General features: G+C 57.8%; 20 protein-coding genes, 6 tRNA genes and 1 other RNA gene. 5 read left to right on the top strand and 22 right to left on the bottom strand.

From position 1 onward, the window contains the following. Positions 1 to 135: 135 nt before the first annotated feature. The gene (hpnH, locus tag QML71_RS00135; RefSeq protein WP_282009866.1) at positions 136 to 1,143 is read right to left on the bottom strand and encodes an adenosyl-hopene transferase HpnH; all 1,008 of its coding nucleotides are present in this window, start codon (positions 1,141 to 1,143) and stop codon (positions 136 to 138) included. Positions 1,144 to 1,436: 293 nt separating this feature from the next. Here hpnH and QML71_RS00130 point away from each other — a divergent pair, with 293 nt between their 5' ends. Next, a complete protein-coding gene (locus QML71_RS00130) occupies positions 1,437 to 1,634 on the top strand; it encodes a hypothetical protein (protein WP_282009865.1) in 198 nt (65 codons plus the stop codon). Positions 1,635 to 1,719: 85 nt separating this feature from the next. Here the strand turns inward: QML71_RS00130 and trhP are convergent, their stop codons facing one another. Together trhP and QML71_RS00120 are read right to left on the bottom strand one after the other, a co-directional pair. Beyond that, positions 1,720 to 3,087 (bottom strand): prephenate-dependent tRNA uridine(34) hydroxylase TrhP, encoded by a 1,368-nt coding sequence (gene trhP, locus QML71_RS00125; protein ID WP_282009864.1) that lies wholly within the window; start codon positions 3,085 to 3,087, stop codon positions 1,720 to 1,722. 317 nt (positions 3,088 to 3,404) lie between these two features. After that, complete coding sequence (locus QML71_RS00120) at positions 3,405 to 4,088, bottom strand: thermonuclease family protein (protein WP_282009863.1); 684 nt, start codon at positions 4,086 to 4,088, stop codon at positions 3,405 to 3,407. A gap of 295 nt (positions 4,089 to 4,383) precedes the next feature. Here QML71_RS00120 and QML71_RS00115 point away from each other — a divergent pair, with 295 nt between their 5' ends. From QML71_RS00115 to vapC, 4 genes are all read left to right on the top strand, one after another. Beyond that, positions 4,384 to 5,355, top strand: a complete 972-nt coding sequence (locus QML71_RS00115) for a ketopantoate reductase family protein (RefSeq protein WP_282009862.1) — start codon at positions 4,384 to 4,386, stop codon at positions 5,353 to 5,355. 44 nt (positions 5,356 to 5,399) lie between these two features. Then, positions 5,400 to 6,026: an isochorismate family cysteine hydrolase YcaC gene (ycaC, locus tag QML71_RS00110; protein ID WP_282009861.1), complete on the top strand. Its 627-nt coding sequence runs from the start codon at positions 5,400 to 5,402 to the stop codon at positions 6,024 to 6,026. A gap of 152 nt (positions 6,027 to 6,178) precedes the next feature. Beyond that, entirely contained in the window at positions 6,179 to 6,379 is a 201-nt protein-coding gene (locus QML71_RS00105) for a type II toxin-antitoxin system VapB family antitoxin (RefSeq protein ID WP_282009860.1), read from the top strand. Then, positions 6,376 to 6,768: a type II toxin-antitoxin system VapC family toxin gene (vapC, locus tag QML71_RS00100; RefSeq protein WP_282009859.1), complete on the top strand. Its 393-nt coding sequence runs from the start codon at positions 6,376 to 6,378 to the stop codon at positions 6,766 to 6,768. The genes QML71_RS00105 and vapC overlap by 4 nt, the downstream gene beginning before the upstream one ends. 96 nt (positions 6,769 to 6,864) lie before the next feature. On the opposite strand, the gene QML71_RS00095 is transcribed toward vapC, so the two are convergent. The 19 genes from QML71_RS00095 to dnaA all read right to left on the bottom strand — a co-directional run. Then, positions 6,865 to 6,939: transfer RNA gene (locus QML71_RS00095), tRNA-Asn, on the bottom strand. A 452-nt stretch (positions 6,940 to 7,391) separates the two neighbouring features. Then, positions 7,392 to 8,000, bottom strand: a complete 609-nt coding sequence (gene recR / locus QML71_RS00090; protein WP_282009858.1) for a recombination mediator RecR — start codon at positions 7,998 to 8,000, stop codon at positions 7,392 to 7,394. Further along, complete coding sequence (locus tag QML71_RS00085; protein WP_282009857.1) at positions 7,997 to 8,326, bottom strand: YbaB/EbfC family nucleoid-associated protein; 330 nt, start codon at positions 8,324 to 8,326, stop codon at positions 7,997 to 7,999. Before QML71_RS00085 ends, recR begins: the two co-directional genes overlap by 4 nt. A 15-nt stretch (positions 8,327 to 8,341) precedes the next feature. Beyond that, the gene (gene dnaX / locus QML71_RS00080; protein WP_282009856.1) at positions 8,342 to 10,009 is read right to left on the bottom strand and encodes a DNA polymerase III subunit gamma/tau; all 1,668 of its coding nucleotides are present in this window, start codon (positions 10,007 to 10,009) and stop codon (positions 8,342 to 8,344) included. A 52-nt stretch (positions 10,010 to 10,061) separates the two neighbouring features. Beyond that, positions 10,062 to 10,159: signal recognition particle sRNA small type (gene ffs / locus QML71_RS00075), an RNA gene on the bottom strand. Positions 10,160 to 10,404: 245 nt separating this feature from the next. Then, positions 10,405 to 10,490 (bottom strand) — tRNA-Ser (locus QML71_RS00070). Positions 10,491 to 10,696: 206 nt separating this feature from the next. Continuing rightward, positions 10,697 to 10,782: transfer RNA gene (locus QML71_RS00065), tRNA-Ser, on the bottom strand. 14 nt (positions 10,783 to 10,796) lie between these two features. Next, positions 10,797 to 10,870, bottom strand: a tRNA-Arg gene (locus QML71_RS00060). A 210-nt stretch (positions 10,871 to 11,080) separates the two neighbouring features. After that, the gene (locus QML71_RS00055) at positions 11,081 to 11,665 is read right to left on the bottom strand and encodes a hypothetical protein (RefSeq protein WP_282009855.1); all 585 of its coding nucleotides are present in this window, start codon (positions 11,663 to 11,665) and stop codon (positions 11,081 to 11,083) included. Between the two features lie 242 nt (positions 11,666 to 11,907). Beyond that, positions 11,908 to 12,909, bottom strand: a complete 1,002-nt coding sequence (locus QML71_RS00050; protein ID WP_282009854.1) for a zinc-dependent alcohol dehydrogenase family protein — start codon at positions 12,907 to 12,909, stop codon at positions 11,908 to 11,910. Positions 12,910 to 12,940: 31 nt separating this feature from the next. Continuing rightward, entirely contained in the window at positions 12,941 to 13,201 is a 261-nt protein-coding gene (locus QML71_RS00045) for a helix-turn-helix domain-containing protein (protein ID WP_282009853.1), read from the bottom strand. Then, on the bottom strand, positions 13,198 to 13,482 hold the full coding sequence (locus tag QML71_RS00040) for a type II toxin-antitoxin system mRNA interferase toxin, RelE/StbE family (RefSeq protein WP_282009852.1): 285 nt from the start codon (positions 13,480 to 13,482) through the stop codon (positions 13,198 to 13,200). Before QML71_RS00040 ends, QML71_RS00045 begins: the two co-directional genes overlap by 4 nt. Positions 13,483 to 13,659: 177 nt before the next feature. Continuing rightward, positions 13,660 to 13,752 (bottom strand) — tRNA-Ser (locus QML71_RS00035). Positions 13,753 to 14,090: 338 nt separating this feature from the next. Further along, positions 14,091 to 14,176 (bottom strand) — tRNA-Ser (locus QML71_RS00030). 123 nt (positions 14,177 to 14,299) lie between these two features. Next, positions 14,300 to 15,583 carry a serine--tRNA ligase gene (gene serS / locus QML71_RS00025; RefSeq protein ID WP_282009851.1) on the bottom strand — a complete coding sequence of 428 codons (1,284 nt, stop codon included), beginning with the start codon at positions 15,581 to 15,583 and terminating at the stop codon, positions 14,300 to 14,302. A gap of 8 nt (positions 15,584 to 15,591) precedes the next feature. After that, positions 15,592 to 16,437, bottom strand: coding sequence for an outer membrane protein assembly factor BamD (locus tag QML71_RS00020; RefSeq protein ID WP_282009850.1), 846 nt, complete (start codon positions 16,435 to 16,437; stop codon positions 15,592 to 15,594). A gap of 59 nt (positions 16,438 to 16,496) precedes the next feature. Further along, positions 16,497 to 18,914, bottom strand: a complete 2,418-nt coding sequence (gene gyrA, locus QML71_RS00015) for a DNA gyrase subunit A (protein WP_282009849.1) — start codon at positions 18,912 to 18,914, stop codon at positions 16,497 to 16,499. Between the two features lie 46 nt (positions 18,915 to 18,960). Continuing rightward, on the bottom strand, positions 18,961 to 21,564 hold the full coding sequence (gene gyrB / locus QML71_RS00010; RefSeq protein ID WP_282009848.1) for a DNA topoisomerase (ATP-hydrolyzing) subunit B: 2,604 nt from the start codon (positions 21,562 to 21,564) through the stop codon (positions 18,961 to 18,963). A gap of 232 nt (positions 21,565 to 21,796) precedes the next feature. After that, a partial coding sequence (gene dnaA, locus QML71_RS00005; RefSeq protein ID WP_282009847.1) for a chromosomal replication initiator protein DnaA occupies positions 21,797 to 23,194 on the bottom strand: 1,398 nt, incomplete at its 5' end.

Genomic DNA, 23,194 nt, shown 5'->3' with positions numbered 1-23,194 from the left:
AAAAGAGGACAATTTAAAAACCCTCCCCTGAATACAGGGGAGGGTCAAAAAATAAACGGAATGGATTTTAAATTGGGCGGGTGGACCCTCGTTCGCCCACACGGCAGTACCCAGCTTCCTCCCCGCGAGGCGGGGCTATTGGAAGACGGCTTTGGCGGAATACACCATGTTGCGCAGGCCGCGCGTCGAGTCCTCCACCGCCGTGGCCTCGTAGCCGCAGTGTGCGGTGCAGTCGCGGCACTTCTCGTGGTTGCGGTGACCGTACTGGTCCCAGTCCGTGTCATTCATCAATTCGCGGAAACTCTTGGCGTAGCCTTCGTCGAGCAGGTAGCAGGGACGCTGCCAGCCGAGCACGGAGTAACAGGGATTGCCCCACGGCGTGCAGTCGTAATCGCGCTTGCCCTGTAGAAAGTCCAGGTAGAACGGGGAGTGGTTGAAATTCCAGCGACCGTCCTGGTTGCGCTTCAGCAAGTCGCCAAAAAACGCCATCGTCTTTTGCCGGCCGGGAAAATGCAGCTGGTCCGGCGCATCCGGGTACTGGAACGCAGACGAAACCGTCATGCCGTCCACACCCAGCGGTTTGATGTGGTCCAGAAACTCCTCGGCGTATTCCACCGAGACCCCATCGAAGAAGGTGGTGTTGGTGGTGACGCGGAAGCCTTTCTTCTTGGCGGAGCGGATGGCGTCCATCGCCTTGTCGTACACGCCCTCTTCCATGCAGATGTGATCGTGGTGTTCCTTCATGCCGTCGAGGTGGATCGACAGCGTGAGGAGCGGCGATTTCGGCAGGCGATCGAGATATTTTTCCAGCAGGATGGCGTTGGTGCACAAGTACACGTAACGCCCCTGATCGACAAGCCCCTCAACGATTTCCACGATGTGCGGATGAATCAGCGGTTCGCCGCCGGCGATGGAAACGATCGGCGCGCCGCATTCCTTGGCGGCATTCAGCGACTGCTCCACGCTCAGGTATTGTTTGAGAATGTCGTTGGGTTTTTGAATTTTGCCGCACCCCGTACATTCGAGGTTGCACCGGTACAACGGTTCAAGCATCAATACCAATGGATATTTCTTTTTACCGAGCAGCTTTTGCTTGAACAGGTAAAATCCTACTTTCATCGCTTGTCGAATTGGAATGGCCATATATGAACGTCTGCCTTCAGAAAAAATCGGTTATGAATACAAGGGGTTGGGCCGGCCGATTCATTTTCCCGGGAAATCGGAATCCGGCTTGCGCTCGGTCTATAACTTGTTAAAATTCAAATAACAAATGAGGCGGTCTTCATTATATAAGCAAGCCGCTACCGGTTTCAAAAATAATTTCAGGATCGGACTCAGGGGCCATCCATGCCGGATCCGCCGCGCCCGTCCACCCCGCAACAGGACGCCGGTGCCGCACCGGTCCCCCTTCACACTCACAGCGTAAGGACCCGGCTTTGAGAAAACTCATTCTGCTGCTCAGCATCGCCATCATCATCCTAATCATTGATGGGACAATGACTTACGACTTCTTCGACCTGGAAAACAAGAGCGTCGATTTCTGGCTCGCGGCGGGGCTGAGCGCCATCATCTTCCTCGTCCTGCTGTTCGCCGAAATCTCCAAACGCAGCGACAAACCGGACCATCCGGGGTGAGGTCGCACCGCACGCCCCCGCCTTACATACGAAACGCTACATTATTATAAAAGGACTCGGTTCCGCCAACCCTGAGGGGTACGGATTAGAGGCTGGAGGCTGCGGGCTGGGACGCCACCACGCGGCTGAGCAGGGCGTAGGGCTCGACGCTCTGATCGGTGGCGATCCATACCTTGCCCGCTCCGCCGTGCGCGACGTTGATGGATTCGCCCTTCGTGTTCTCCATCGCCTGCAAGGTAAAATGTTCCTGCCGGGTCGGCGAGATGTACTCAATGCGATCGCCCACCTCAATCCGGTTCTTCACTTCCACTTCCATCCAGCCGGGACGCGTGTCCTTGACCTGACCGGCGAACACCTGCGGCAGGTCGTTTTCCTGCGCCGAATCGAAACGCTCGGTCTGGTGATCGGCGCGCGGCACCAGGAACGCCGACGTGAAGCCGCGGTTGGCGGTCTTGTTGATCTCGTCGATGAGCGCGGGATCGAATTTGTTGCCGCGCACGAGGTCGTCGATGGCGCGGCGGTAACTGCGCACCACCATCGATAAATAATAAATCGTTTTGGTGCGGCCCTCGATCTTGAACGAACACACGCCCGCGTCATGAATCGGTTTCAGGTACTCGATGGCGCGCAGGTCCTTCGAATTCATGATGTAGGTGCCGTGCTCGTCTTCGTCAATGGGCATCAGCTCGCCCGGCCGCTCGCGCTCTTCCAGAAAATACTCGCCGTTCAGAATTTCCGGCTGGTGCGTGCTCTGCACCGGGGCCGACTCGTGCGGCTGCTGGTGCACGTTGTACTCCCAGCGGCAACTGTTGGTGCAGGTGCCCTGGTTGGCGTCGCGATGATTGAAATAATTCGACAGCAGGCACCGGCCCGAATAGGCGATACAAATTGCTCCGTGCACGAACGACTCCAGCTCCATCCCCGGCACCTTCTCGTGGATCTCGGCGATCTCCGGCAAAGACAACTCGCGCGACAGGATGATACGGCTCACGCCTTCGTCGAGCCAGAACTGCACCGACTCGTAATTGATGGTGTTGGTCTGCACCGACAAATGAACCGGCACATGCGGGAACTCGCGGCGGGCGAACCGGATCATCCCCGGATCGGCCATGATGAAGGCGTCGGGTTGCGCCTCCGCGTAAAACGCCAGCGACTGCTTGAACGAATCGATCTTGCGATTGGGCGGCAGGATGTTGGCGGTGATGTAAATCTTCCGCCCCATCTGGTGCGTGCGCTCGATGGCGTCTTTCAGCGTCGCGTCCTTGAACGGATTCTCGCGGGCGCGCAGGGAAAAGCGCGGGATGCCCGCGTACACCGCATCGGCGCCGTAGGCCAGGGCGTAATCGAGCTTCTCCGGGCTGCCTGCCGGGGCCAGCAACTCCGGCACCCGCGTACCGGGGGAGGAAACGGCTTCGCTCTGGGCCGCATTCTGTTTTTCGTCAGCGTTGTTCATGCTGGTTGATTATATATAAAGGAACGCGTTCGCGAAAGCCCAACTCGCACGAAATAGGATAAACAATACCGAACCCCATTTTCGGGCCAGGCGGGCAGACCATTCGATCCCCCCTTGTAAGGGGGGCTAGGGGGGGTTTCTTCTTCTAAAAAGGTGAAATTTTTTCACAAATTCTCCCCTCCTTTTCAAGGAGGGCCGGGTATCACCCGGAGGAAAATTGGCCGTTTATGGAAGAGGTCCGCAGACCATGGTCGCTCTTCAAGCATTACCGATCTGCTTCTCCGCGCAGGGGAGGTTACCGATGACCCCTCCTCATATCAGGAAGGACACCCAGCGGCGGGCCGGTAGCCCATCTCCTGGGCCTGCTGGCGGGTCTGGAAAATGACCGGCTTTTTGATGCGCGCGGCGCGGGTGTAACCCCCGCAGGCGGGCCACTGGTAGGTGCGGCTTTGGGGATCGCCTACAATCCCGTAATGCAGAACGCGGTCGTAATCCATTTCCGCCGCCACGCGCGGCGCTTCGGGGAGGGTCTTCTCCCGGCGGTGCTCCCACGGCGGCACCGGCTCCACCTGCATCCACAGCCCCAGGCTGTGGGCGAAGGCGTAGCGCTCCAGTTCCGTCAGCCGCTTGTCGGGGTCCGGCGTGGCGCGGTAATGCCAGCCGTAGCCGTTGGCGATGACTTCGTCATTGACCACCCGGCCGCCCGCCAGCACGACGCGGCCCACATGCCGGCCGTATGTGTCCACAAACGCGACATCGACGCGCAGGGCACGGTGCAGGATCAGCTCTTGCAGATAATCGAAGGCCTGCTTGCCAAACGGCTGGCTGGCTTCCGGCGCATCCACTTCTTCCAGCCGCACCTTGTACAGTTTGCCCTCAACCTCAAGCGCGAAGGTGTCGCCGGACAATACGCGCACCGCCTTGCCCACGAGGGTCTGCTCGGGAGCGCCCAATGCGGCGCTCATCAACCCAAAACAAATGGCGAGTTTTATAAAATTCATACCTTATTATATCGGATGGAACCCGATTCGAATGAAGATTGTGTGGATTTGAAATTGGGCTGGAGGACCCTCGTTCCGCCAATTGGGCAGTACCTATTTCTACTCCTCCTAGAGGAGCGGGCCCACGGACCCTCGTTCCGCCCGCCAAGAAGTACCCATTTTCCACCCCACGTAGTGGGGCGGGCGTGGCCCGCAGCAAGCAAGAAATACTTTCGGAACGGGCCCACGGACCATCGCAGAAACCATTGAGCAGTACCCATCTGCCTCCCATGCAATGGGTGGTAGAATGTGAGCCATGAAGATTCTGATCTATGGAGCCGGGGCGGTGGGGCTCGGGATCGCGTCCTGCCTGATGAAGACGGGGCATCGGGTCGATCTCGTCGGTCGCGCGCAAACGGTGGAGGCGCTCTGCCGGAATGGACTCACGCGCAGCGGACTGTTCGGCGAAGTCCACGCACCGCCGTCCGCCTTCGGCGCGGTGGCGTCGGTGACCGATCTCGATGAAACCGCTTACGATTTCATCCTCGTCTGCACCAAGTCGTTCGACACCGCATCGGCAGCGCAGGACCTTGCATCGGTTGCGTTCATAAAAGATGCCCGCACCCCGCTCGTGCTGTGCCAGAACGGCTGGGGCAATGCCGAGATCTTCGCACAACACTTTCCTGAAGAGCGCGTGAAGAACGCGCGCGTCATCACCGGCTTCACCCGGCCCGCGCCGCATCATGTCGATATCACCGTGCACGCCGACACCGTCCATGTGGGATCGTTGTTCCAGGATGCAGTGAGCGATTTGAAACCGTTGAGTGAAGCCATCGACGGCGGCGGCCTGCCTTCGGCGGTGACCAAGACGGTGGGACGCGACCTGTGGGCGAAGATGCTGTACAACTGCATGCTGAACGGATTGAGCACGCTGTTCGACGTGCCGTACGGCCTGCTTGGCGAATCGCCCGACACCAGGCGGCTGATGGACGCCATCGCGCGCGAGGTGTTCGCCGTCATGCAGGCGGCGGGGTACCGCACGCACTGGGAGTCGGCGGACGGCTACCTCGACACCTTTTACAAAAAGCAACTGCCCGCGACCTACCGTCACATTCCTTCCATGTTGCAGGACCTGCGCGCCGGCAAGCGCACCGAGATCGACGCCTTGAACGGCGCGGTCATGAAGCTGGGCGAGCAGCACGGCATGCCGGTGCCGCACAACACGCAGGTGTACCACCTCATCCGCTTCGCGGAAGCCAGGCGGGAGCTAAAAACAGAAAAAATGTAGTTAAAAAACAACCATCACTAAAAATTTAAAACAGGGAGGGAACAATGACCAAACCTTACATTCGGCTGGACAAAAACGACGCCGCAGTCCTGCTGGTCGATCACCAGGCGGGCCTTTTATCACTGGTGCGGGACCTGGACCCAGATACATTTAAGAATAATATTCTGGCTCTGGCTGATCTGGCAAAATACTTCAATTTGCCGACGATCCTGACGACCAGTTTTGAGGACGGTCCGAACGGGCCACTGATGGCAGAGCTTAAAGAAACCTTCCCTTCCGCGCCTTACATCGCCCGCCCCGGTCAGATCAACGCCTGGGATAATGAGGAGTTTGTGAAAGCTGTCAAAGCCACAGGTAAAAAACAATTGATCGTGGCCGGTATTGTAACGGAAGTATGCGTCGCGTTTCCTGCGCTGTCGGCGATAGAGGAAGGCTTCGAAGTATTCGTCGTGACGGACGCTTCCGGAACCTTCAACGAATTCACGCGATATTCGGCGTGGGATCGAATGTCCGCCGCAGGGGCCCAGATGATGTCCTGGTTCGGCGTTGCCTGCGAGTTGCATCGTGACTGGCGAAACGATATCGAGGGATTGGGCCAACTGTTCGCAAATCATATCCCCGACTACCGTAACCTGATCAACAGCTACATGACCATGAAACCCGTCAAATAAAGCTCAGGCCTAAAGCACGCGGCCAGGGATTGCCCCGCTTGGGCCATTTCTGGCCGCTTGCATAGGGTCTATCAAAAAAGCCGTCCGAGTCGCCTTGCCTTATACACATAAAATCGATAGTATATGTGTATTCAATCATGGAGGATTTTACCATGTTACGCACCAATATCGAACTCGACGAAAAACTGGTGAAGGAAGCCATGCGGCTGACCCGCAAGAAAACGAAAAAGGAACTGGTGAATTACGCCCTGGAAGAACTCATCACCCGGCGCAAACGGAAAAAACTGCTCGACCTCGAAGGGAAAGTGAAATGGACCGGAAAGCTGGATGAGATGCGGAAAGGACGCACATGATTCTGGTGGACACCAGCGTCTGGGTGGATTTTCTGAAAGGTGCGGATTCCCGGGAGCGGCGCGCCCTGCGCCGGCTCATTGAGGAAGAAGCGGATCTTGCCCTAACGGGTATCATCTTGACAGAAACCCTGCAGGGTATCCGGGAGGACAAGGACTTTAATAAAGTAAAAGAATCCCTGCTTGCATTCCCCCTTTGCCAGCCAAAGGACTTCGAAACCTACCTGAAAGCGGCGCAGATTTACCGGGACTGCCGCAAGCAGGGCAAGACGGTGAGGAAGACCGTCGATTGCCTCATCGCCGCCATCTGCCTGGAACACGATCTCATCCTGTTTCACAAGGACCGCAACTTCGACCACATCGCTGACTGCACGGAATTGAAAGTGCTGTAGCAATCCAGTCGATTGCAGGGGTCGTCTGAACAGGGAGCCGCCAAAAGTTAAAAAGCCGTCCGCCGCGATGCAGTGCGGGGACGGCTTTTCTGTATCTGGCTCCGGAGACAGGACTCGAACCTGTAACACAGCGGTTAACAGCCGCTTGCGCTACCATTGCGCCACTCCGGAATGGTAGTTGGGGGATGGGGTACTGTTGAAAACCCGTTAATTTACGCAATTATACCCGATGGGTCAAGTCAAAACCACCCCGCTGAGCGGGGAGGCAACAGAGGCCATTTTTAAGGGTTTGGTCCGCGGGGCATAGCGGATCGGACGATGGTCCATAATCCATTACCGATGACCGCTAGCAGGGGCCGGGTTGCACCCGGAGGCGACGGAGGCTGGCGTGCAGGGTTTGGTGCGCCGTGCGTTTTGGGCGAACGATGATCGGTGGCTACAAATCAACCCATAGATTCTTCGCTGACGCTCAGAATGACAACTGACAAGGAAAAATCTCCCTGGCCCCCTTTACATGGGGGAACCGGGTTGCACCCGGAAGCAACGGGATCGATCCAGAATTGCGCCCGCGGATCCTCGTTCGCGGCACCCCGCATTCGCCCATCCGCTGTGGGCCACGCCCACTAATCGGAAAACTTCATCTCGGTGCGGCCTTCCAGGGATTTGGAGAGGGTGACGGGGTCGGCGTACTCAATGTCGCCGCCCACCGGCAGGCCGCGCGCAATGCGGGTGACGGGCACGTTGAACGGCTTCATCATGCGGGCGATGAACACGGCGGTGCTTTCGCCTTCCATGTCCGGGTTGGTAGCGAGGATGATCTCTTTCAACTCACGCGTTTCGGCTTTCGTTTTGAGTTCACCGATGGTGAGGTCCGCCGGGCCGATGCCGTCGAGCGGCGAGATGACGCCCATCAGCACGTGGTACTCGCCTTTGAAGTCGCCGATGTTTTCCATCACGTACACATCGTACGGTTCTTCGACGACGCAGATGAGGTTGTGGTCGCGGCGGCTGTCGGAGCAGATGTCGCACTGTTCTTTGTCGCTGATGCCGTGGCAGTTTTTGCACAGCACGATTTTCTCTTTGATGTTGACGACGGCGCGCGACAGCTTCTCCGCCTGCTCGCGGGTGCCGCGCATGAGGTAGAACGACAGGCGCTCGGCGGTCTTCTGACCGATGCCGGGCAGGCGCTTGAGCTCTTCGATGAGTTCGGTGACGGGTGCGGGACGCTTCATGCTTGCGGGGGTGGGAACAGGCCGGGGATGTTGAGGCCGCCGGTGAGTTTTCCCATCTCTTCCTGCGACAGGGCCTGCACTTTGCGGTGGACTTCGTTGATGGCGCCGGTGACGAGGTCTTCGAGGATGGCGCGGTCCTGCATGTTGATCAGTTCTTCGTCGATGTGCACCGACAGGATTTCGTTGTTGCCGTTGGCGACGATCTTGACCATGCCACCGCCGGCGGAGGCTTCGACGGTCTTGCCCGCCAGCTCGACCTGCATTTCCGCCATCTTGCCCTGCAGCGCCTGCGCGTTTTTCATGAGGTCGCCGAATTTGCCGAACATAAAACCGTTTCCTTTTTAACGAATGACCACGCCGCCGAAGATATCGAGCGCGTCCTTTAAAATTTCTTCTTCCGACGGACTGCCTTTTTTATCGTATTTTTTTACCGTTTTTTTTTGAGCGGCGGCCGTCTTGCCGGGGGCCGCAGACTCGGACGGAGCGCCGTCGCCGTTGCCCTCGCCGGGCTTCTCGATATCGAGCTTGATCTGGATGCCGGCGTGACCGCACACCGTTTCCACCGCTTCCCGGATGACCGACAGGTTTTCTTCTTTTTCGACGAGACCCAGTGTGTAGGGATCGGGAAAGCGCAGATGGATGCTGTCCGCCGTCAACGCCTGCACGGTGCAGTTGTCGAGGAAGGTGCCGAGCGACCGTTTCTTTTCGCTGGCAAGGGCGCGGATCTGTTCCCATTCCGCACCACTGGGCACGCTCGCGGACGGTGCAGTCACGGACTGGGCAGGCGAAGCCGTGTTGGGTTCAGCCGCCCTTGCCGGAGCGGGTGCAGGCGATGCCACGGCGGCTCCAGCCGAGGACGGAACGGGTGCGGCGCCGCCTGCGGCGTTGATCTTCTGGATCAGTTGGTCGATGTCCTGGTACGGGCGCACGTCGGTCAATCGCAGCACCGCCATCTCGAAAATCAGGCGCGGCAGCGAACCGCGTTTCATGTCCATCTCCGCACGCGACAGCACCGTGAACATCTGCTGCAGCTGATCGGTGCTCACATTCCCCGCCTGCGTTTTCAACGTCTCGATGTCGCAGGTGCGGGTGCTGACCAGCGTTTCCGGTTTCGCCGACACTTTGACGAACATGAGGTTGCGTACGTACTCGATGAGGTCGCGGCAGAACAGACTCAGGTCCTTGCCGCGCTCGGCGACGTCCTGCACGAGTCCGAGCAGGGCCGCGGCATCGCCTGCGATCACCCGATCCATGAACGGTTCGAGGATGCCCTGGCCGACAATGCCCAGCACCGACTCGACGGAGGCGTGGTCCACTTCGCGTCCGGCGAAGGCGATCACCTGGTCGAGCAGGCTCTGCGCGTCGCGCATGCTGCCCGCGCCGTTGGTGGCGATCTCTTCCAGACTCTTCTCGTCGATGTTGATGTTTTCTTTTTGGCAGATGACCTCGAGCTGGGCGCAGATCTGCGCATGGTTGAGCGGCTTGAACTCGAAGCACTGGCAGCGCGACAGGATGGTTTCCGGAATCTTGATGAGCTCGGTGGTGGCGAACAGGAAGATGACCTGCGGCGGCGGTTCCTCCAGCGTTTTGAGCAGGGCGTTGAAGGCGCTGCGGCTCAGCATGTGCACTTCGTCGATGATGTACACCTTGAAGCGGCACGACGAGGTGCTGTACTGCACGTTCTCGATGAGGTCGCGCACTTCGGCGACGCCGTTGTTGGACGCGCCGTCGATCTCCAGCACGTCGAGGCTGTTGCCTTCACGGATTTCAATGCAATGCGTGCAGGTGTCGCAGGGTTCGGGCGTGGGACCTTGTTCGCAGTTGAGCGCTTTTGCCAGCAGACGCGCGGTGGTGGTTTTGCCGACGCCGCGCGTGCCGGAAAACAGATAGGCGTGGGCGATGCGGTCCAGCTCGATGGCATTTTTCAGGGTGCGGACAATATGCTCCTGTCCGATCAGCTCTGAAAATTTCTGGGGACGCCATTTGCGTGCCGAGACCTGGTATTCCATGCGTGACGACCTGCGGAGGGGGCCAGCGGACGCTGGGGAAAATTCAAGGCAGAATTGTTGGGAAACTTACAGCACCCAGGGAAACTTGCTACCGTTGCTTCCTTCCGGACCTGGCGGGGTTTACAAGACCTTGTTGCGTAAGGCCCAACAAAACTGCCAAATTCTTGAGACTATCTTATGCCAAAACGAATGCCAATTCCAACCCAATTCCGCCGGACTGGGTCCAGTGGAAACCGGAAAAATGAACCACAGATGAACACAGAGATTCCTCGCTGACGCCCGGAATGACAAATTCGGTTCCCCTCTTGGTAGGGAGGGGAAATCGTTCGACCTGCGCCCACCGACCATCGCAGGGATTGCGGAGAAGTAGCCAGCTTCCCCTCCCTGTAAGGGAGCGGAGAGGGAGGGATTCGAACCCTCGGTAGGGGTTGCCTACACACGCTTTCCAAGCGTGCGCCTTCAACCGCTCGGCCACCTCTCCATGTTCGGGAATTTTTTGTGAATACCGGATGCGGCATTTTAAAGGGGATGCCCGCCGACCGCATTGGGCGGGGAAGTAGCCAGCATCCCCTCCCTGTAAGGGAGCCGGGCCACGCCCGGGAGAAACATCGGCCGACTCTGAACCGCGCCCGCCGACCCTCGTGTGCACCGCAACGCAGTAGCCAGCCGCCTCTCCTTGCAAAGGAGAGGAGAGGGTGGGATTCGAACCCACGGTACCCGGAGGGCACAGCTGATTTCGAGTCAACCGCCTTCGACCACTCGGCCACCTCTCCCAACAAAAAATAAGTACGCCCAAGAGGACTCGAACCTCCGACCTACGGTTCCGCAAACCGTCGCTCTATCCAGCTGAGCTATGGGCGCATACATTTTTCAATATTCGAATGTCGTGTGCCGCTCTGCGGCCTTTTGCAATCCCTTCCTGGTCAAGGAAGGTTTGCTCTTTGAGAAAAAGAAAACATAGATCCTTCACTTCGTTCAGGATGACACGCTATGACTTAGCTTGTCATTCTGAGGAGCCGCAGGCGACGAAGAATCTATGGGTTACTTTTTTTCAACGTGCAACGCCCTCAATCATCCCACAGACTCCGGAACGAAATCCATCAACTGCAAACTGTAACGCGGATGCTCGAACGCATACATGCCCGGGTACATGGCGAAGGCCCAGCCGTCGTACAGCAATCCGCCGTTTTCCGTGATGACCAGCCGCACCGCCGGGTTCTGCAACTCGTTGCCTTTGGACGTGACCTCCCCGCCGGTCAACACGAAGTTGGGCAGAAACGTCCCTGTGGTGACCGTGATGCCGCTTGCGCCCAGGGTGAAACTGTCACCGAGGGTCACCGTTTTCATTTCGCTTTTTTCGTCGTCGGTCTTGTCGCGGATGAGTATTTTAACCGCTTTCCATTTTCCTTCAACTGTTTTCGGCACCACCAACTGCCGATTGACCTTTTTTGTTGTGTTGAGGTCCGGGTGACCCTCTACCTCGGTGCCGGACCCCTCGGCCAGTTGCGCGTCGTTGAGGGGAGGGGCCTTGCGGGTGAAGGAACCTTCCACGTCCTGCGGTTTTTCTTTGAGCGCCGCGACATCCACCGCGCCGTCGGTGTCCTTGCCGTCGCCGTCGCCCATGGAACAGGCCGCGCCGAGAAAAGCGATCACCATAGCAAGGACCGCGGTCCGGCACAATGATTTCATTGAAGTTTTCACAAATAACCTTCCCGCCCCGGATGGAGCCCCAAGGCAACGGAATTCAATATTCAATAAAACGGTTTGGTAGAGCCACTTTACCAGAAACGGAGAGCCCCCGTCCACAAATCTCAAGTGGTTGAATAAAAAGGACGACCCTGCTGTATTGCGGTCGATGTGTGGTGCCGTATAAGACGGGGATCGCCGGGCGATGCTCTTTATAAATTCTCCAGCACGATTTTTCCGGTGTGCTGGTTGCTGGCGAACAGGGCGTGCGCGGCGTTCGCCTCGGCATAGCGAAACCGTTTTTCGTGGAGGAGGGGTTTCAGTTTTCCCGAATCGGCCAGCCGGGCGACGACGCTCAGGATGTGACCGTGGTCGGCGCGGCGCTCACCCGTGATCATCGGCAGGAGCATGAATTCCAGATGCAGGGACAATCCTTTGACGTGCATGTTCGTCAAATCGTGCGTGCTCTGGCCGACGATCGAGATGACGCGGCCGCGCGCGGCGGCGGCTTCCAGCGATTTGTCGAGGGTGTCTCCCCCGACGGTATCAAAGATCACATCAAAGCCTTTGCCGCCGGTCAGGCGTTGTACGTAATCCGGCACGTTTTCATCGCGGTAAAAAATGACGTCATCCGCGCCGAGATCTTTGGCGATGTCGGCTTTGTCTTGGGTGGAAACGGTGGTGGCCACGCGCAGTCCGCGCGTTTTGGCGAGTTGAATGGCGATGTGCCCGACCCCACCCACTCCCGCATGCACCAGCAGGGTGTCTTCCTGAGAAATTTTGGCGCGGTCGAACAGTCCCTCCCACGCGGTGATGCAGACCAGTGGCAGGGCGGCGGATTCCGCAAAGCCCAGGGTGGTGGGTTTTTTGGCGATCAGGTTGGCGTCCGCCAGCATGAAATCGGCGAGCGCCCCGTTCAGGTTTCCCGCCTGTCCCTTCAACCCTCCGGCGCAGCCATACACCTCGTCGCCCACTTGGAAATCATCGACCCCGGCACCCACTTCGACGACGACGCCCGCCACGTCCATATGCAGGATGGCGGGCAGTTCGGGATTGATACCCAGGTCGGCGGTCAGGATTTTGTGATCGACCGGGTTGAGGCTGGTGGCTTTGGTTTCGATCAGCACATGACCCGGCTGAACGGCGGGTCTGGCGACCTCGTCCTCGACAAATTGTGCGGACTCCCCGTACTCATGCACTCGGTAGGCTTTCATTGGCAACCACCCTCTCTTTTTCGTTTCTGATTCACGCGGCGGATTCGCGGTCGATGTCCCAGCCGGGGAAGACCAGCACCGCCGGGTGGCACTTGAGTGCGCGGGCCAGCATTTTGGCGCGCTCGACGCCCAGCTTCACGCGGTCGTTCTCGATGGCGGAAAGGGTGGACTGCGCAATGCCCGTCGCCTGGGCCAGATCGTTCTGGCTCATCTCCTGCAGTTCGCGGACGATGCGCACGGACTCGCCCACTGTCACCTCGGCGCGCTTTTTGGCTTTTTTGAAATCCTTCATTTCGACCTCCGGTAATCGTGCGGCGTGACACTCATGACCAGGACTTTCACCAGATTCGCCTCAATTTTGTAAATCACGCGGTACTGTTTGTTCAGCCGGGAAGAACGATGGCCTTTCCAGTTACCGGCAAGGGCCTCATCCCGAAACCCTTTAATGCGCCGCAAACCCAGAGGACCGCTGAAGGCCACGACGTCTTTCCATTTTTCGTACCGCTTCAGGACATCCAGCGGCAGTGCATCCAACTGCCTCGTCGCCTTTCTGTGCTCGTAGATGTCCCACATATCATTTATAGTATATATACCAAAAATAATATGTCAAGGCGGGACAGCCGGATACAAAACAGGGGGTTGGGCCAGATTGGCTCAACCCCCTTTTTATAAACCGTAACGGCAGATCACCCCCACCCCGGCCTGTCACTCCGGAGTGTTCCCGTCGAGGGAGATGGGGCATGAGAAAAATGGCGGAGAGGGAGGGATTCGAACCCTCGGTAAGGTTTAAGCCCTACACACACTTAGCAGGCGTGCGCCTTCAGCCAACTCGGCCACCTCTCCTTAATATTCTTTTTTCTATAATCCGACGGGACTGTACCCGGGCAACAGCAACTCTAATAATCCCTCCCCTTTACAAGGGTCACTCACGGAGTGACGGGCTGGGTGGGGTAAGGAGGGTACTCCATAACCTCCCCACAGTCCCCTCCTTGGTAAGGAGGGGAGGAAACGGGGTACTGCTCTCCCTGCGAACGACGCTGAGGAGCCCGTCTCCAAATACAACCTGTTCCCTCCGAACGTGGCCCGGCCCTTCGGAGAAGGGGGTGCCCATCGGTTCGCTACCACAGAATCATCCGTGGGCATCGGTGTTCATCTGTGGTTCCTTCTTTTTATTTGTATTCTGGCGGAGGGAGTAGGATTCGAACCCACGGACCTTTCGGTCAACGGTTTTCAAGACCGCCGCCTTAAACCACTCGGCCATCCCTCCATCAATTCGGTGCCCTCAATGTACCCCAAGTCCGCCGGAAACATCAAGCAAACGATCGGTACGCCCCACCCCCGGCAGGGGCCTGTCTCCCGATTTCGGAATGGCTGCGCAACCTTATCAAAATCAACCGGGTTTGCCAATCACTTCGAGACCGTGCATGTAAGGCCGGAGCGCTTCCGGCACGACCACGGTGCCGTCGCCCTGCTGATAGTTTTCGAGGATAGCGACGAACAGACGCCCCGCCGCCACGCCGGAACCGTTCAGGGTGTGGACGAAGGCGTTGCCGCCGTCCTTGTCCTTGTAACGAATCTTCGCCCGCCGGGCCTGGTAATCGGTGAAGTTGCTGCACGACGAAATTTCGCGATAGGTGTCCTGCGTCGGCAGCCACACTTCCAGGTCGTAAGTCTTGGCGGCGGAAAAGCCGAGGTCGCCGCTGCACAGGCTGACCACGCGGTAATGCAAATCCAGTTTCTGCAAAATCGATTCGGCATGCGCCAGCAGTTTTTCCAGCTCGTCGTAAGATCGGTCGGGGTGCGCGAACTGCACCAGCTCCACCTTGTCGAACTGGTGCTGGCGGATGATGCCGTGCGTGTCCTTGCCATAGGATCCCGCCTCGCGCCGGAAACACAGGGTGTAGGCGGTGTACTTGATCGGCAGGTCGTCCGCTTTCAGGATTTCGTCGCGGTGGTAGTTGGTGACCGGCACCTCCGCCGTCGGGATGAGGTAAAAATCGTCGTCGCGCAGGCGGAACAGGTCTTCCTCGAACTTGGGTAGATTGCCGGTGGCGATGAGGCTGTCTTCATTGACCAGCACCGGCGGGTACAGTTCCATGTAGCCGTTCTCGCGGGTCTGCACATCGATCATGAAATTGATGAGGGCGCGCAGCAGTTGAGCGCCCTGGTCGCGGAACACGGCGAAACGCGTTCCGGAGAGTTTGACGGCGCGCTTGATATCGAGCAGGCCCAGCGCCTCGCCCAGCTCCAGATGCGTTTTCGTCTGGAAGCCGAACTGCGGTTTCGTGCCCCACTCGCGGACGAATTCGTTCTGCGATTCATCGGTGCCGACGGGGGTGGCGTCGCTCGGCATATTGGGGATGCCCAACAGCGTGTCGCGCACCTGCGTCTCCAGGTCTTCGCCCGCGTCGTCCAGTTCCTTGATGCGGGCATTGATCTGTTTCACCTCGTCCATCTGGCGCGTGGCGTCCTGGCCTTGTTGCTTGAGCTGGCCGACTTCGTTGGACAGGGTTTTCTTTTTGTTTTTGAGCGCGTCGGATTCCTTTTGCCGGTCGCGCCGGTCGGCATCGAGTTGGAGCAGGCGGTCGAGTCCGTCGGCAAACGCCGGTCCGCGCCGGGCGAGACGGGAGCGGACGCTGTCAGCGTCTTCACGTATGAGTTTGATGTCGAGCATGAGCGTTCCTAATTTTTTCTGCGGCTGCGGTGAATTTTGCGTTTGGAGCGACCGCCTTTTTTGATGCGTTGCTCCAGCCCTTCCAGCTTCATCTTGATGAGCGCCGGATAACGGTAACTGCCTTCCAGCGCCTTGAAGCGTTCGTGCGCGAGGTCCAATTCGCCTTCTTCTTCCAGGCACGATGCCATGATGAATTCCATGTCGCCTTCAAAATCGCTGTGTGGAAACGTGTTCTGAAATTGCGCGTAGCGGGTGCGGGCCTCGTCGCATTTCTTCAGCGAAAACAGAATTTCCATCATGCGGAAATAAGCCCGCTCCGCCCATTCGGACCGCGGGTAATTTTCGAGCAGGATTTCCAGCTCCATCAACGCCTGATCGTAGTTGTGTTTTTTGAAAAAGATCGACGCAATGCGGAACTGGTGCTCGGGATTTTCTTCGGGCCGTTCGTTGTGGTTGATCAGGTTCTGATACTCGATGATCGCCTGATCGAGGTCTTTGATGTTGAGCTCGACGATTTCGGCAATGTACTTGCGCGACTCATAGGCTAAGGGGCCTTTGGGGTTGCGCTTGGCCACGTCGTGAAAATAGTTGAGCGCTTTTTCATGTTCATCCAGATCGAAGTAATGGATTTCCCCCAGGCGGAACAGGGCCTCCTCGGCGAAGGGGCCTTGCGGAGACACTTCGAGGACGGCGCGGAACAGCTCGACCGCGCTGTGGCTGTGGCCATCGATCCATCGGTCGTGCGCTTTTTCCAGCAGGTTGCGCGGAGTGGGGTCCGGCTGGCATCCGCCGATCAGCAGCGCCAAGGCGATCCACAGCAGCCATTTGAAATGGAATCTGGTTCGGATAAACAACTCGATTCGTCTTATTGAAATGCCGTCGCCGGCGTGCAAGGCCGGTGTCCACGCGGGGATCATTCCTCGAGTTTTTCAAAACCGACGATCTGGGTGCCGTCTTCCATACGGACGAGGCGCACGCCCTGCGTGTTGCGGCCCATGACGGAAATTTCACTGACTTCCATGCGGATGATGTTGCCGCTGGAGGTGACCACCAGCAACTCATCGTTGTCTTCCACCTGCTCAACGCTGACCAGGTGGCCGGTTTTCTCGTTGCAGCGGATGGTGATGACGCCGCGACCGCCGCGGCCCTGCACCGGGTAGTCGTCGATGGGCGTGCGTTTGCCCAGGCCGTTTTCGGTGACCGCCAAGAGATGCTTGCCGGGCTCCACGATTTCCGCGCCCACCACCCAGTCGTCGTCCTTGAAACGGATGCCCGTCACACCGCGTCCGGTGCGGCCAATAGCGCGCACGTCCTGTTCCTGAAAACAAATGGCCATGCCCGAACGCGTCGCCATCAGGATATGCTGCTTGCCGTCGCTGATGAGCGCGGCGATGACGCGGTCGCCTTCGTCCAGCGTGAGGCCGATGATACCGCCCTGGCGCGGCCGGCTGTAGGCAACCATCGACGTCTTCTTCACCAGCCCGCGTTCGGTGACGCAGATGATGAACTTGTCGGCTTCAAACGAATCGACACTCATAATGCTGGCGATCTTTTCGTCCGGCTGCAACTGGATGAGGTTGGCGATGGATTTGCCTTTGGCGATGCGGCTGGCTTCCGGAATGTGGTACACCTTGAGCCAGTGCACGCGGCCGAGGTTGGTGAACACCAAAAGGTAGTCGAGGTTGGAGGCGACGAAAACCTGATGCACGACGTCCTCTTCGTTCACCGCCATGCCCTTGATGCCCTTGCCGCCGCGTTTCTGGGCGCGGTAGTTGTCGATCAACTGACGCTTGATGTAGCCACCGCGCGAGTAGGTGACGACCACGTCCTCATCGGCGATCAAATCTTCGATGTCGATCTCCGCTTCGTCGGTCACCAGGATCTCGGTGCGGCGTTCGTCGCCGTACTTGTCACGGATGCGGACCAGTTCTTCCTTGATGATGTTCAGTTTCACATCCTCATGCGCGAGGATGTTTTCATATTCCGCGATTTCCGTGCGCACCTGTTCGAGATCGTTCACGATCTTCTGCCGTTCGAGTCCGGTGAGCCGTTGCAGCCGCATTTCCAGAATGGCTTTGGCCTGCAATTCGGACAGGCCGAACTGCGTCATCAATCCTTCGCGGGCGGTGGCCGGGTCGGCTGCCTGACGGATCAACTGCACCACCTCGTCGAGGTGGTCGAGGGCGATCTTCAGGCCTTGCAGAATGTGTTCGCGTTCGCGCGCCTTTTTGAGATCGTATTCGGTGCGGCGAGTGATGACCTCGCGGCGGAAGAGGACAAACTGCTCGAGCGCGTCCTTGAGGTCGAGCAGGCGCGGCTCGCGCCCCACCAGCGCCAGCAGGTTGATGCCAAAGGTCTCCTGCAACTGCGTGTGTTTGTACAGGGTGTTCAGGACGACCTGGTTGTTGACGCCTTTTTTGAGTTCGAGCACCACGCGGATGCCTTCGCGATCCGATTCGTCGCGCAGGTCGCTGATGCCTTCCAGTTTTTTGTCGCGCACCAGTTGGGCGATTTTTTCCACCAGCCGGGCCTTGTTCACCTGGAACGGCAGCTCGCGGATGATGATCCATTCGCGGTCGCCCTTGGCGTTTTCCTCGATCTCGACGCGGCCGCGCACCTTGATCTGCCCGCGCCCGGTGTGGTAGGCAGCGCGGATGCCGGCCGAGCCGTAAATCAACCCGGCGGTCGGGAAATCCGGTCCGGGCACGATCTGGATCAGGTCGTTGATGGTGCAGCCGGGGTTTTCGATGAGGTGGATCACCGCGTTCACGATTTCCGTGAGGTTGTGCGGCGGAATGTTGGTGGCCATGCCGACGGCGATGCCCGACGAACCGTTCACCAGCAAATGCGGGAACGCCGCCGGAAGCACGGTGGGTTCCGTCGTCGATTCGTCGTAGTTGGCAATGAACTGCACCGTGTCTTTTTCCAGATCGTTCAACAACTCCTGCGTGATCTCGCGCATGCGGATCTCGGTGTAACGCATGGCGGCGGCGGAGTCGCCGTCCACCGAACCGAAGTTGCCCTGTCCGTCCACCAGCGGGTACCGCAGGGCGAAGGGTTGCGCCATGCGCACGATGGTGTCGTACACCGCCATCTCGCCGTGCGGATGGTATTTACCGATGACGTCGCCGACGATGCGCGCCGATTTGCGGTAGGGTTTGTTGAACACGTTGCCCTGATCGTACATGGCATACAGCGACCGCCGGTGCACGGGCTTGAGTCCGTCGCGAATGTCCGGCAGGGCGCGGCCGATGATGACGCTCATCGCGTAATCGAGATACGCGCTCCGCATTTCATCTTCAATATTGATTCGCTCTACGGTCTGGCCCATGGTTTTCAGGATTCGGGTTGAAGGTTTCTGATGTTATGGAGATGGATTAGATGTCCAGGTTCTTGGCTTCCATGGCGTGTTTGTGAATGAACTCGCGGCGCGGCTCGACGGCGTCGCCCATCAATGTCGAGAACAATTCCTCCAATTCCACGATATCGTCGGCGCGCACCTGCAACAGCACCCGGGAGTCCGGATTCATGGTGGTTTCCCACAACTGGTCCGGATTCATTTCGCCCAGCCCTTTATAACGCTGGATGTACATGCTGCCCTTGCCCGCTTCCATGATGGCGTCCAGCAACTCGCTCTTGTTGGGCAACTGGCGCGATTCGTTTTTGTAATGCAGGGTGAACGGCGGGCGGTCGAGGCTGCGGATCGGCTCGTAATACGCATACAGTTTTTTGATGAGCGGCGATTTGATGAATTCGGGGTTGAACTGCACGGCAAATTCGCGGCCCCAGCGCCGGCCATGAAACAGGAACTGGTACGAGTCCTTTTCCGGATCGTAATCGATGGTGATGTTGAAGTCCTTGACCGAAGGTGTGACCTGGATCCACTTCTGACCGTGATCGGTGCGGGACCGGTACACATTGCCTTCCGGTTCATCGAACTCGACGCCGAACCTGCGGAACTGCGCCACTTCTTCGTCCCGCAGCACTTCTCCGTTTTTAAGCAGGATGGGGACATTTTTCAGGTCGTTGCCGAACTCGAACCGTTCCCGGCATTCGTCCACGATCAATCGCTCCAGAATGTCCTGAATGACCTGCAACATGGTGTCCAGCGAGCGGAAGGTGTTTTCATCCATGATTTGCCGCACCAGGGCATCCAGCACTTCCACCGGAATGTTGTTTTTCGAAATCATGTCGGTGCATTCGCGGTACTGGATCAGCTGGTTGACGATCTGCACCAACTCCGGACCGGCATAGGCGCTGCCGTTGTCGCCGATGTGCAGCTCCTGGTTTTCGCTGCCCTGCTCGACCAGATACTGCGACAGGATTTTTTCGTCCTTGATGTAGGTCTCGGATTTGCCGCGCTTGATTTTGAACAGGGGCGGCTGGGCGATGTACAGGTAGCCGCGCTCGATGATCTCCGGCATCTGCCGGAAGAAAAACGTCAACAGCAGCGTGCGGATGTGGGAGCCGTCCACGTCGGCGTCGGTCATGATGATGATCTTGTGGTACCGCACCTTGTCCACATTCAGGTCGTCCTTGCCGATGCCCGTGCCCAGCGCGGTGATGAGCGTGCGGATTTCTTCGCTGCTGATCATTTTGTCGTAGCGGGCTTTTTCGACGTTCAGAATTTTTCCCTTGAGCGGAAGAATCGCCTGAAACTTGCGGTTGCGCCCCTGCTTGGCGGAGCCCCCTGCGGAATCGCCCTCGACGATGTAGAGTTCGGACTCCGCCGGATCCTTCTCCGCACAATCGGCGAGCTTGCCGGGCAGGGAGCTGATTTCGAGTGCACTCTTACGGCGCACCAGGTCTTTGGCTTTTTTGGCCGCCTCGCGGGCCTGAGCGGCGCTGATGGCTTTTCCTACGATGGCCCGGGCCACGGCCGGCTCTTCTTCAAACATCTGCCCGAGCTTTTCGTTGACGATCTGCTCGACCAGGCCCTTGACGTCGCTGTTGCCCAGACGGCCCTTGGTTTGGCCTTCGAACTGGGGATCTGCGATTTTGACGCTGATGACCGCCACCAAGCCTTCGCGCACGTCTTCGCCGGTCAGGCTGATGCCGGCGTTTTTAAGCAGGTTGTTCTGCGTGGCGTAGCTGTTGATGGTGCGGGTGAGGGCGGAGCGGAATCCGCTGAGATGCGTGCCCCCGTCGCGCGTGTTGACGTTGTTGACGAAGGTGAATATTTCTTCCGCGTAGGTGTCGTTGTACTGCATGGCCAGCTCCAGCCAGATGTCGTCGCGCTCGCGGGAAATATAAATCGATTTGGGATGCAGGGCCTTTTTGTTTTTGTTCAGGTGATCGACAAACGACTGAATGCCACCTTCAAAATAAAAATTATGGCTGCGTCCGTCCCGCTCGTCATGAATTTTGATGCGCAGTCCCTTGTTCAGATAGGACAATTCGCGCAGGCGGTTGGACAGGATATCGAAACTGAAGTTGATGTCCTGGAAAATTTCAGGGTCCGGCCTGAAATCGATCTTGGTGCCGGTGGTGGTGGTTTTGCCGATTTCTTCCAGCGCCGACACCGGCTTGCCACGCTCGTATTTCTGCTGATAGATCTTGCTGTCGCGCTTGATCTCCAGTTCCAGCGTCTCGGCCAGGGCATTGACCACGGACACACCCACGCCGTGCAGACCGGCTGAAACCTTGTAGGTGTCCTTGTCGAACTTGCCGCCCGCGTGCAGGGTGGTCATCACCACCTCGGCGGCAGACATGTTTTTGCCCTGGTGGTGATCGACCGGGATACCGCGGCCATTGTCGGAAACGGTCACGCTGCCGTCGATATGCAGTTGCACCTCGACTTCGGTGCAGTAGCCCCCAATGGCTTCATCCACGCTGTTGTCCACGAGTTCATAAATCAGGTGGTGCAGGCCATCCTGACCGGTGCCGCCAATGTACATGGCGGGGCGCTTGCGGACGGCTTCAAGACCTTCCAGAACCTTGATATTGGATGAATCGTAAACAGCCTTTTGCGGTGTTTCCATTAGTTCCAAATCAGAAAAAAATTAAAATAACAATATAGTTGAAGCAGTAGGCCCTGTGGGAATGTGGAAAAACAGCCTAAATTATTGATTTTTAAGGAATAACAGGTTGAACAACTTGTGATGCCGAACGTGCCGAACACCTTGTGGGTGGGGACAACTTCGTACCTTATATAATTATACCTGATTGGAGGCGGGCTTTGGGACAAATTTTGCCCAGGTTTTTCACAAAATCTCAACTTTCGAGGATGTTCAGAACCTGCTGGATGGAGCCGTTCAATTCGCTGTTTTCCTTGACGATTCCGGAAATCTTGCGATGGGAGAAGATGACCGTGGTGTGGTCTTTTCCACCGAAGTGTTTGCCGATCTCAGGCAGCGACGCCTGGGTGTATTCGCGGCAGATGTACATGGCGATCTGGCGGGGGATGGAGATGTCCCGGGACCGCTTCTTGGACTTGAGATCGGAGACCTTGATGTGGAAATACTGCGCCACGGTTTTTTGAATGTTGGCGATGGAAAAGTTTTTGTTCTTATCGACGGTGAAGTCTTTCAGCACTTCCTTGGCCAGGGTCATGTCGATGTTGCGCCGCGTGAAGGAGGCGTAGGCGATGACACGCAACAGAACGCCTTCCAACTCGCGGATGTTGGACTTGATGTTGTTGGCCAGGAACATGGCGACGTCCTGCGAGATGTTTTTCTCGTGCAGGTCGGCTTTCTTATAGAGGATGGCCATCTTGGTTTCGAGATCCGGCGGCATGATGTCGGCGATCAGCCCGCTTTCGAAGCGGGAGCGCAATCGCTCCTCAATGTTCTTCATGTCCTTCGGGTAACGGTCGCTCGAAACGACGATCTGCTTGTGGTATTCGTAAAGTGAATTGAAGGTGTAGAAAAATTCTTCCTGCGTGCGTTCCTTGCCGGCAATGAACTGGATGTCGTCCACCAGCAACACATCGAGCGGACGGTAGCGTTCGCGAAACTGCGCCATCTTGTCGCGCTTGATGGATTCGATCAGATCGACGGTGAAACGTTCCGCGGAAATATAACGCACGCGCAGGTTCGGGTTGTGAGCGGTGATCTGGTTGCCGATGGCGTGCAGCAAATGCGTTTTGCCGAGCCCCACCGCGCCATACAGAAACAGGGGATTGTAATTGTGCGCGGGATTCTGCGCCACGGCCTGGCAGGCGGCGTGCGCGAACTGGTTGTTGGGCCCGATGACAAAGCTGTTGAAGGCGTACTTCGGGTTCAGGAAACTTTCCCGGTTGGCGGGGTCTCCCACTTCCACCCGGGGCGCGGCCGGTTCCGCCACCGGTTCGACATGGCCGTTGCCCTTCGCCGTGCTGCCGTTGCCCGGATGGGCGCCGTTTCCGTTGCTGTGGGTTTCTGCTTTGGACGCGTTGCCATTCACCTGAAAACACACTTCCAGTTTTTTATCCGCAATGTGTTCCAACGTTTCGTGAATCAACTCAAGATAGTTTTCGCGCAGGCACCGTTCGAAGAAACGGTTGGGAACGACCAGGGTGAGTGTGTTTTCATTTTTGGCACAGGGGTAAACCGGGGTAAACCACGTGTTGAAATTTTCAGGAAGAATTTTTTGTTCGATCAAGTCGAGACAATTCTTCCATAGAACGTCCAT

It is taken from the genome of Nitrospina watsonii, from assembly GCF_946900835.1.
GTDB classification, from domain to species: Bacteria; Nitrospinota; Nitrospinia; order Nitrospinales; family Nitrospinaceae; genus Nitrospina; species Nitrospina watsonii.
The sequence above is the reverse complement of the archived record's forward strand: the minus strand, read 5'-3'. Positions and strand labels throughout refer to the sequence as shown.

Excerpts from the sequence above, each read along its gene's own strand:
- hpnH (WP_282009866.1), bottom strand. The coding sequence starts at position 1,143 with ATGGCCATTCCAATTCGACAAGCGATGAAAGTAGGATTTTACCTGTTC.
- trhP (WP_282009864.1), bottom strand. The coding sequence starts at position 3,087 with ATGAACAACGCTGACGAAAAACAGAATGCGGCCCAGAGCGAAGCCGTT.
- QML71_RS00120 (WP_282009863.1), bottom strand. The coding sequence starts at position 4,088 with ATGAATTTTATAAAACTCGCCATTTGTTTTGGGTTGATGAGCGCCGCA.
- QML71_RS00115 (WP_282009862.1), top strand. The coding sequence starts at position 4,384 with ATGAAGATTCTGATCTATGGAGCCGGGGCGGTGGGGCTCGGGATCGCG.
- ycaC (WP_282009861.1), top strand. The coding sequence starts at position 5,400 with ATGACCAAACCTTACATTCGGCTGGACAAAAACGACGCCGCAGTCCTG.
- QML71_RS00105 (WP_282009860.1), top strand. The coding sequence starts at position 6,179 with ATGTTACGCACCAATATCGAACTCGACGAAAAACTGGTGAAGGAAGCC.
- vapC (WP_282009859.1), top strand. The coding sequence starts at position 6,376 with ATGATTCTGGTGGACACCAGCGTCTGGGTGGATTTTCTGAAAGGTGCG.
- recR (WP_282009858.1), bottom strand. The coding sequence starts at position 8,000 with ATGAAGCGTCCCGCACCCGTCACCGAACTCATCGAAGAGCTCAAGCGC.
- QML71_RS00085 (WP_282009857.1), bottom strand. The coding sequence starts at position 8,326 with ATGTTCGGCAAATTCGGCGACCTCATGAAAAACGCGCAGGCGCTGCAG.
- dnaX (WP_282009856.1), bottom strand. The coding sequence starts at position 10,009 with ATGGAATACCAGGTCTCGGCACGCAAATGGCGTCCCCAGAAATTTTCA.
- QML71_RS00055 (WP_282009855.1), bottom strand. The coding sequence starts at position 11,665 with ATGGTGATCGCTTTTCTCGGCGCGGCCTGTTCCATGGGCGACGGCGAC.
- QML71_RS00050 (WP_282009854.1), bottom strand. The coding sequence starts at position 12,909 with ATGAAAGCCTACCGAGTGCATGAGTACGGGGAGTCCGCACAATTTGTC.
- QML71_RS00045 (WP_282009853.1), bottom strand. The coding sequence starts at position 13,201 with ATGAAGGATTTCAAAAAAGCCAAAAAGCGCGCCGAGGTGACAGTGGGC.
- QML71_RS00040 (WP_282009852.1), bottom strand. The coding sequence starts at position 13,482 with ATGTGGGACATCTACGAGCACAGAAAGGCGACGAGGCAGTTGGATGCA.
- serS (WP_282009851.1), bottom strand. The coding sequence starts at position 15,583 with ATGCTCGACATCAAACTCATACGTGAAGACGCTGACAGCGTCCGCTCC.
- gyrA (WP_282009849.1), bottom strand. The coding sequence starts at position 18,914 with ATGGGCCAGACCGTAGAGCGAATCAATATTGAAGATGAAATGCGGAGC.
- gyrB (WP_282009848.1), bottom strand. The coding sequence starts at position 21,564 with ATGGAAACACCGCAAAAGGCTGTTTACGATTCATCCAATATCAAGGTT.